Below are 6862 nucleotides of genomic sequence, written 5' to 3'. Positions count from 1 at the left end.
TCCTTGCGTCTCATTTTTCCCCCAGCAAATGCATAATCACTGGTCGATTTTTGCCAGCCTCTGTTTTATGTATCGTGAGTTTACCGGTGCTGTCGTAACTGAACTGTTCGCCCACGCGTTCGCCATTCACGTAGCTCAAGCTATCACGCAGCACTCCGCTTGCATACCAGTTGCGCATGATTCCGTTGCGTTTCGACAAGCCATCTTTCGGGTCCACTTTCCAGAAGGCTTCGCTTGCAAGTTTCGCTCCCATGCTGTCGGGGTAGAAGCTCCTGCTTTCCGAAATCTTTCCGTCTTGCCAGAACTCCTCGTACATCAGTTGGTGCCCCGGCTTGAAGTAGCGGACCGTTGCAGGAAATCTTCCGATACTTTGTTCAAAGTTCGCGGACTGGTCTAGATTGCTATTTGCGAGAATCCCGCCAATTTCTCCGATGAACGAGGTCTCGGCGCAGAACTTGTCGTTATGGCCGTCGCACGCGCCGTAAATGATTCCGCCATTGCTCAGGTCGCTTTCGCGTAGCAGGTTCCCGGCTTCGTCAAACCACCGCCATACGGAATCGCGCTTGCCGTCCTTGTTCCAGTATTCCTGTTTTAGGGAAGTCCCGTCGGCCCTGTAGTAGGTGACCGTCCCGATGAGGGCGCTGTCTGTACCGATCGAATTCTTCCCGAGGGTGCCGCGGATTCGGACTCGTCCCTTCCCGCATTTTGCAGAATCGATCTTGTCGTCCAGGCTTTCGTAGTACAGGGCGAATTCCCCGGAGAGGTGGCCCCTTTCGCAGGTGAATTCTTCGAGCAGCCCGCAGTCCTTGGAGTAGCGCTTCAGGTAACTCTTGGTGCCGTCCGGTCCAATTTCGGCCGATTCGATTTGCCTGTTGGCGTCCCATTTGGCGTGGCAGTTCCCTTCTTGCCGAAGCGCCCCGTTGTCGTACCACATCTTCCAGATTCCGACGGCGCGTCCGTCCTTGTCGTAATGCTCCTCGAACGCCCTGGAGCCGTCGTAGTGCCAGCCTTCCCAGTCGCCTACGGGATGGTCTTCCTTGTAGAACCGTTCGGCTTCCTTCTTCCGGCTGTTCAGACGCTCTACGTAGTAACTGGTCCACTTGCCGTCGCGCAGTCCCTTTTTATAATGCCCGAGCAGGACTACGTCGCCAAAGCCCGTCCATCGCTTGAACTCCCCGTGCGGGACATTGTCCTTGTACGGGATTTCGAGTTCCTTGATGCCGTCGTTGTACCACTCGTTTCGCTTCAAGATTTCACCGTCGGGATAGACCCATACGGACGTCTTTTTGACGCCGTTGGCGTGTTCCGCAATCACCTGTTCTTCGGCCCGTTCGAAGGAACAGGCGCAAATAAGCAGGCAAAATGCGAAAAAAGGTGAAAAAATGAAGGCTCGCATGAAAATCAAAGTAGAAAAAAGGTAATTTCTAATTGTGAACGAATCTATGAAAAAGTCCATTGCGGACACCTTCAATGCGAAGCTCAAAACTCCGTGGATTTGGCTCGTTATCGTCCTTACGATCGGGCTGACGGTGCTGTTCTATTTTTCTCAGAAACCCCAGATTGTCATTTATAGCCGTTACGTGAAGTCCCTGACGGAATACCAGCTCCTGGAGTCTCGCCTGATGCGGTCGATGGAACATGTGCGTTCCGGCTACGGTGTAGATTCCGTACTGATCCAGTCGCAGACGATGACCCTTCGCGAAATGATGGTCTCGTTTTCGCGCGAGATGGACGAATTGAATATCCTGGGAACGGAAACTCCGCCTCCTGGCGTGATGAGCCGGTTCGAAAGGGAAGTCCTGGGCAAGGTGGCCGGGATGCGCCGCTATGTGACGGCCCGAATGGACTGGATTGACAGGTGGAATTCCGTCAAGGCGGAAATTCTTGCCTTGCAGACAGATGCTGCGTTTTCGGTGGCTCCGGTTTTGGATTCCGCCCGTGCGGGCTTCTCCGTGTCGCGGAGTCCTGACGTGATCTTGCCGGACACGTTGCTTTTCGAACTGGATGCGCTGCTTTCGGAGAACAACGACCTTGCGATTGCGTGGAGCCGTTTCGATAACGATATCACGCTGATGTATTGCATGGAACTGGTGCAGTTCTTCCAGATGAGGACCCTGGACGAGATGTCGCTCAAGTCCAAGATTCCCATGATCTTTTATTTCCTGTCGATAGTGCTCCTGCTTTCGACGTTCTTCTTCCTGTTCCGGTCCAAGATTTAAGTATGCCTTCCTATTTCCGTACCCGACGCTCCGCCTATTTCAATATCGCTTTCTTGTTCCTGATAGCGATAGTTTGGGTTGTATCGTACATGCAGCCCGTGCTGCGCAGTTTTTTCAAGGAAGAACACGTCTTTTACGGGAACGTGAGCTATGCGGCCATCCCGAGCGTGTTCGGGGGCAGCAACATTCCCTTCTTGGACAAGACCTATTTCCAGCTGAACGGGGATCCGGGCGCGACGTTCGTTTTGTATGCGTCCCAGGAAATGTGCGAAGACATGTCGGAATGGTTCAGCTTCTCGGCCAAGGGTGCCGACGAGATTGCCGTGGAAGTCGTCGCCGTCCGCATCGCCCCGTCCAGGTTCATCGTCAAGGCGATTTCGTCGTCGGAAGGCGAACTGGATTGGGACACGCTTTCGGAGTACCATCTCTTCAACAGTCTGGTAGGGTTGGGAATCGTGGCCGTTTGTACGTTGGGAATGATGCTGTTCATGGTTCTCGGCATAAGGTGCAAGCGGTAGATGCGTTCTTTGCTGCTAGTCTTGTTGCTGGTGGAATTCGGCCATTTGTGGGCGGGGGATTCCCTTTTTGTGGATGTGCCTGGCATGCGGAGCGCTACGGGAATCTGGTGGCCTGCGAAGTCCAAAACGCCCGCGATGTCGAAACAATCCAGTGTAGTCGTCTGGTTCCACGGAGGGATGTCCAGCTCGAATTGCGAGAAGGGCTACGTGGCCGGTCGCGACCTGTCGGAACTTTTTACAGGTGTGGTTGTCGTGAGCGTCTCGGCATGCAAGTCGAATCACTGGGCCACGGAAAATATGGTCAAGGCAGTCGATGCCGCGCTGGATTCTGTCGCGTTGCGCCGCAAGGCGCCCGTGAACGACGTGTCGCTGGCTGGGGTTTCGGACGGCTCTCTCGGGGTGATCATCTATTCGCTTTACGGCAAGCGCAACGTAAGGAACCGACTCCTGATGAGTTCCTTTGGCAAGTTCCTGGGCGAGGCTCCCGAAGTGGCGGCTTTTCCAAGGCTCCGTTCGGGCAGGTGGCGCTTTTTGCAGGGGGGTGCCGACCGGCTCTATCCGCCCGAACAGGCCCGTCCCTGGATAGAGGCCTTCTGCTCCAATGTCGGCACGGACTGTGAACTCCGGTACGACCCGGCGGGCGAACATGACTGGCAATATTGGAGGTCGAACCGCCTGCAGTGGATTGCTGACGCAATTTTAGTGCCGACCCCTTGACAAATTGCGCATAATTTTCAAAATTTGGTGCACCACGCGGATGTGGTGGAACTGGTAGACACGCTAGATTCAGGTTCTAGTGCCTGCAAGGGCATGAAGGTTCAAGTCCTTTCATCCGCACTGAAAGACCGCCGGATTCGTCCGGCGGTTTTTCTATATATTCACTACATGGAAGATTTCCTCGATGAAATTCCCGTAGACGAACTGGCGGGGGAGCGGGTCGTGCTCCGGTCGCTGGACAGGCGTGATTGCGACGAGCTTTATGCGGTTATCGAAAGCAGCCGCGAGTTCCTTGCCGAACACCTCCCGTGGCCCGGTGAATGCCTTTCTGCCGAAGACGTGTTTGCGCGCGTGGAATCCTGGCAGATGCAGGCGCAGATGGGGAACGGGGCCTGTTGGGGAATTTTCGAGAAGGCGGGCGGCACTCTCCGCGTGGCCGGATGCATTATTGTGGGTTGGGTCCAGTGGGTCCACCGCTCCGCGACCGTGAGCTATTGGCTCGGCGAAAGATCCACGGGGAAGGGGCTCGCGACCGAATCCCTGAAGCTCGTGTCGCAAAAATTATTCTCGATTGGAATAAACAGACTGGAGCTTTCGGCTGCGGTAAACAACCCGAAAAGCATAGCGGTGGCTCGTCGTGCCGGGTTCTCCGAAGAGGGCGTAAGTCGCGATTTTGAACGAATAAACGGCATTTTTAGGGATCACCTGCGGTTCTCCCGCCTGGCCGGAGATGATTAAAATTGTTTACTTGAGTAAACGATAATTCCTTGCTAGATTGTGCTTTTGACGCCGTAGCCATCTATCTTTTATAGTATGGATAATGGAGAAAATATAAAGTTGACGGAACCCGATGTTCTGCAATACACCAACTTCAGGGTGTACCTGCGGGACTATTACGAGTTCAAGAAGAAGACCTTGCCGGCCTTCAGTCTTCGCTTTTTTGCAGAAAAGGCGGGCCTTTCCAGTCACGCCCATCTCAAGCTGACTATAGATGGCAAGCGCAACATTACCAAGGGCACGGTTACCAAGCTCATTCACGGCATCGGGCTCGAAAAACAGCGCGCCGCCTACTTCGAAAATCTCGTCTTTTTCAACCAGGCCGCTACGGACGAAGAAAAGCGTGCCTACTACGAGCAGCTCGTCAAGTGCAGCCCGCGTTCCAAGCTTCATAAGATGGAGAAGGCGCAGTTCCGCATTTTCAGGGAATGGCACCATTCCGTGATTCTCGAGATGGTTTCGCTCCGCGGCTTCAGGCCGATCCCGGAGGCGATTTCCAAGAGACTCAACGGTCTCGTTACCCCGGCCCAGGTCAAGGAATCCCTCGACTTGCTGATCGAGACCGGCCTTCTGGTGAAAACGGCCAACGGCTACCGCCAGAGCAACCCGATGATTACCACGGACGACGAAGTCCAGGACATGATGGTCATGCTCTACCACCAGCAGATGTTACGCATCTCTACGAACATGCTGAGTGCCCTGAGCAGCGAAAATAGGGATTTTTCTGCCCTTACGTTCAGTATTAGGCGCCAGGATTTCGCCAATTTGAAGAAACACATCCAACTAATGCGCAAGGAACTACTAGATTTCTCTGCGAAAGCTGGCGAAGGCGACGATGTCGTGCAGGTCAATATCCAGCTGTTCCCGTTGACACGAGGGGTGTGATGCGTTTTTTGAAGTCCATAATCGGTTGCTGCTTATGCGCAATTGTCCTTGTCGGTTGTTCCGATTCCAAGGACGCCGCCGGTATTGAAATTGGAAATCCGGCTCTTGCGAATGAGGATACGATTGTGAAGCCGCCTGTAGCTTTGGCTTTGACGGCGGATTTCTCTGTGGATTACGATGATGTGAAGGTGCTGGCCAAGGGTGCGGCCAAGGACGAACCCGTGTTGCTGGATTCGTTCTCCATGACGCTGACGCAAGTGCGTTCCTATTCCAGCTATTACGTGAGTATCAACTTCGACGCGGCACAGGGATTGCCGCTGTGGCCGGAAGAAAATGCGACGGACTCCGTACTTGGCATTTCCTTTACCGAAGGTTCCGCGGTCGATGACGCATTCAGCAACATCAACCTCAAGGACGAAGGTTACCTGAAAGAAATCGGCGTCTGCTTCAGGCCCGAGAAGTCTAATGCGGCCATCCGAGGCAAGATCCTGATAAAGGACGATTACGTGCCGTTCGAGTATTCGCTCTCGGCAATCCAGAACATGACGCTGCGTTACCATTTCTCGCAGGTGGAATGGGTGACCGACAGTCTGGTTAATTTGTCTGTCGTCTTCCACGTGCGCTATTTCGTGGATGGTGTCGATCTTGCTTCGGCTACAGTTTCTGACGACGGGGTCATCTATTTCAATGCCTCGGAAAATGTGGGCCTTTGGAACAAGCTGAACCAGAAGTTCATCTCAAGTTTCCGCCCGTTGCGATATGAATACACGGACGCCCAGGGCAATCAGGCCGAAGACTACGTCAAGGATATCTGGGAAGGCATTGTCGGCGAGATGAGCGACAATACCATCGAAAACGGAAACTTCTCGAAGGGAATGGACCACTGGGTGTTCTTTACGCAGCTCAATGGCGAAGCGACTTCGAAAATTGTCGAAGAAAAGAACGGCGGCCATATTCTCGAAGTCGACGTGACCAATGGTGGCAACAAGTCGTACAGCGTGCAGCTGATTCAGGAAGATGTCGCCCTCGTCGCGGGAAAAAAATACAAGTGTGTATTTACCATCTGGTCGAATGTCGAAGGGAAGATAACGGCACGTATCGGCACGTACGACGATTACGAGACGATAGGTTTCCAGGCGCATCCGGTTGTCAAGACGACCGGGCAATCCTTCGAGGTGGAATTTACGCCGCAGGAAAGCACTCCGTTCGCCCGATTCGAATTGAACCTGGGTAACGAAGTCCGCAAGTTCTTCATTAAGGAAGTGAAAATCTACCGCATCGAGCAGTAATCTCGAATCTGGTGTATGACGAAAGGCGGTGGATTTCGGTCCACCGTTTTTTTTGCTACGCAAAAGTTTCTAAATTTGAACCCGAAAATTTAACGTTAGGTTGCGTTGGCGGCTGACGTGGAGACTGTTGTCGAATTCTTTCGTCTATCGTCTTTCGTCTATCGTCTAGCAATACCCTTCCGAGGTTCAAAAATGTTTCGTGAAGTAAAGAAAGAAGAAACCTTCCCGCAGATCGAAGAGCGCGTGCTCGGCCTGTGGGACAAGGACGAAAGTTTCAAGAAGTCGCTGGACTCCCGTCCGGAAACTGAACCGTACACTTTCTACGATGGCCCTCCGTTTGCAACGGGCCTTCCGCACTACGGTCACTTGCTTGCCGGTACCATCAAGGATATCGTTCCGCGTTACTGGACCATGAAGGGCAAGAAGGTCCCGCGCGGTTTCGGTTGGGACTGCCACG

General features: G+C 53.5%; 8 protein-coding genes and 1 tRNA gene. 8 read left to right on the top strand and 1 reads right to left on the bottom strand.

The annotated features are described in order from the left end of the window. Positions 1-10 precede the first annotated feature (10 nt). Entirely contained in the window at positions 11-1396 is a 1386-nt protein-coding gene (locus tag B3M32_RS08635) for a toxin-antitoxin system YwqK family antitoxin (protein WP_290745452.1), read from the bottom strand. 34 nt (positions 1397-1430) lie between these two features. Here B3M32_RS08635 and B3M32_RS08630 point away from each other — a divergent pair, with 34 nt between their 5' ends. From B3M32_RS08630 to B3M32_RS08595, 8 genes are all read left to right on the top strand, one after another. Next, complete coding sequence (locus tag B3M32_RS08630) at positions 1431-2219, top strand: hypothetical protein (RefSeq protein WP_290745449.1); 789 nt, start codon at positions 1431-1433, stop codon at positions 2217-2219. A gap of 2 nt (positions 2220-2221) precedes the next feature. Then, entirely contained in the window at positions 2222-2737 is a 516-nt protein-coding gene (locus B3M32_RS08625) for a hypothetical protein (RefSeq protein WP_290745446.1), read from the top strand. After that, a complete protein-coding gene (locus B3M32_RS08620; protein ID WP_290745443.1) occupies positions 2738-3454 on the top strand; it encodes a hypothetical protein in 717 nt (238 codons plus the stop codon). Between the two features lie 36 nt (positions 3455-3490). Beyond that, positions 3491-3574, top strand: a tRNA-Leu gene (locus tag B3M32_RS08615). Between the two features lie 48 nt (positions 3575-3622). After that, a complete protein-coding gene (locus B3M32_RS08610) occupies positions 3623-4192 on the top strand; it encodes a GNAT family N-acetyltransferase (protein ID WP_290745440.1) in 570 nt (189 codons plus the stop codon). Between the two features lie 75 nt (positions 4193-4267). Further along, positions 4268-5116, top strand: coding sequence for a TIGR02147 family protein (locus B3M32_RS08605; RefSeq protein WP_290745437.1), 849 nt, complete (start codon positions 4268-4270; stop codon positions 5114-5116). Next, a complete protein-coding gene (locus tag B3M32_RS08600) occupies positions 5116-6405 on the top strand; it encodes a carbohydrate binding domain-containing protein (RefSeq protein ID WP_290745435.1) in 1290 nt (429 codons plus the stop codon). Before B3M32_RS08605 ends, B3M32_RS08600 begins: the two co-directional genes overlap by 1 nt. Before the next feature lie 192 nt (positions 6406-6597). Next, a partial coding sequence (locus tag B3M32_RS08595) for a class I tRNA ligase family protein (RefSeq protein ID WP_290745432.1) occupies positions 6598-6862 on the top strand: 265 nt, incomplete at its 3' end.

Source organism: Fibrobacter sp. UBA4309 (assembly GCF_002395745.1).
In the GTDB taxonomy this organism is placed as follows: Bacteria; Fibrobacterota; Fibrobacteria; order Fibrobacterales; family Fibrobacteraceae; genus Fibrobacter.
Note: the sequence above shows the minus strand (reverse complement) of the source record. Positions and strands in the feature narration are given on the sequence as shown.